Origin of the sequence: Succinatimonas hippei YIT 12066 (assembly GCF_000188195.1) — a bacterium.
GTDB classification, from domain to species: domain Bacteria; phylum Pseudomonadota; class Gammaproteobacteria; order Enterobacterales; family Succinivibrionaceae; genus Succinatimonas; species Succinatimonas hippei.
In genome coordinates, this window is sequence record NZ_GL830994.1 from 1 (window position 1) to 1,811 (window position 1,811).

A 1,811-nucleotide genomic window follows, 5' to 3' on the forward strand; every position below is an offset into this window, starting at 1 on the left:
CGGATCAAGATAAGGCTCATATTGCAGCGGACTGTAATATTTCGCTATCTCAATCCCCAAAGCCGCCAAAAGCTGCATCAAAGGCTGCGTCAATCCCGATACATGCAGCCTGCCGGTAAGGGCAACATAATTAAGACTCAGATTGTTGTTCTCCATATATTTAAATAAACGCTTAAGCGTCGGCTGATTCTGTTCTTTTTTATGTTCAGGATCGGGGATGGTCAACTGCTTGGATGCCATTACCCTGCGTACCCGGTATTCAAGGCATGAATAAACCAATAACGCTGTAGACATCACCCACAGCAGAGCCGTAATGCGGTGCGGTGTCTTAAGGTAAAGAGCGTCGAGAAACAGCGTCGGATCTTTAAGCAGACGCCAATGCCTCTCAATAACGCTTTGTCGTTTATAGGTGCCGAGCAATTCGGCAGGCGTCCATTCCCGCTTAGTATCATTGGTAGCAATCAGGTATAAGGTTTCCTGAGCGATTGCTGCTTTTACCGCATTTTCATTTATCATTACCTTCCCCGTAACCTTTACACAGGCCAGTACGGTCGGAGCCGGCTCTCCTTTATGGGGGCGTCCGCGGGAGGTATGTTTGTATACCTCTTCGTATCCGATGCCGGATAGGACGCATAATTTGCAGCTTTTAAGCAGTTTCTCTACGGCTTTTTCCGCGTCTTTACGGCATTGACACGGGTCAGTGGACAGTTTCTTAAGTTTTTGCGTCAGCTTTTCGTATTCTTTTTGTGCCCTGCGTTGTACCGCGGCGGTCTTTTGCTCTTTAAGATTGCGGTTGTCGATAAGCAAAAGCCTGATGTTTTGTCCTCCGACTACGGCGTCTTCACACCACATGCATTTAACTCCGTCAGGAGCTTCAGGATTGATGTCCGTCATTGCTCCGGCTGCGTTTAATGCTTGAGCAAAGCACTTTTTGGCAAGATTAGTGCCGTCAGGTACCCGGGTAACGATTTTGATGTTGTTCTCATAGGCTTTGATGAAGTTTTCTTCCGAATATAATGCACTGTCGCCGACAAGATATTTCAAGTCTTTAAACTGCTCTATGATTAACGGCCATGCCTGCGTCAACGTTTCCCAAAAGGATTTGTTGTCATGCGTATTGCCGCTTACCGCTCTTTGATATAAAGGCAGTTTGCTGCCGCCGTCACTTATCATTAAGGAAATAACCTGCGGCAAATCCGGTCTGTGGTCACGGGAATGTCCCGCAGCAATACGCAAACTGCATTCTTCCTCATCTTTTTCACTGCCGTCATAGTGAAAGGAGGTTGAATCAATGTGCGCTTCGCTTATTTTCAAATCAAGTTTGCGTGCCGCCTTTCGGGCACACAGTACAAACAATTTCTCCGCCCCAAGCTCATACACTTCATCCAAATAACGGCTTAACACATGCCGGTTTAAATCTTCAGGCATAATGTCCTGATTGAGCAATGCACATAAAGGACGGCGCTTATAGAATTCCACTGTACCGGATAAGGTCTGATACGGTACGCTTAACAGCTGCATCACCAACGCCTTGGTAACGGCTCCGCAATTTACTTTAACGTGTGAGCCTGCTTTGCCGATATATGTATCAATAAGCTCTTCAAGACCTAAATAATCGAACATGCCCGCAACCAATCCGGTGGTGTCAAGAGCTTGGGAGGAAACGGCGCATTGACTGCCGAACAAAGCGGCGGCATCAAAGGCATTACTGTTGAAGCGGGGATCTGCGGTTAAATCAACTCTGCGGTGCGGGCGGCGGACAGTCATGTAAAACTCCTTGGTTATTCAAGGATAATTTGCCTTAAAAACAA

1 protein-coding gene is annotated in these 1,811 nt (G+C 46.9%); it reads right to left on the reverse strand.

The genetic code is table 11. The features are described from left to right. Window positions 1–1,767, reverse strand: a 1,767-nt coding sequence (locus tag HMPREF9444_RS05500) for an IS1634 family transposase (protein WP_009143403.1), incomplete at its 3' end; no start/stop codon positions are given. Between the last annotated feature and the right edge of the window lie 44 nt (window positions 1,768–1,811).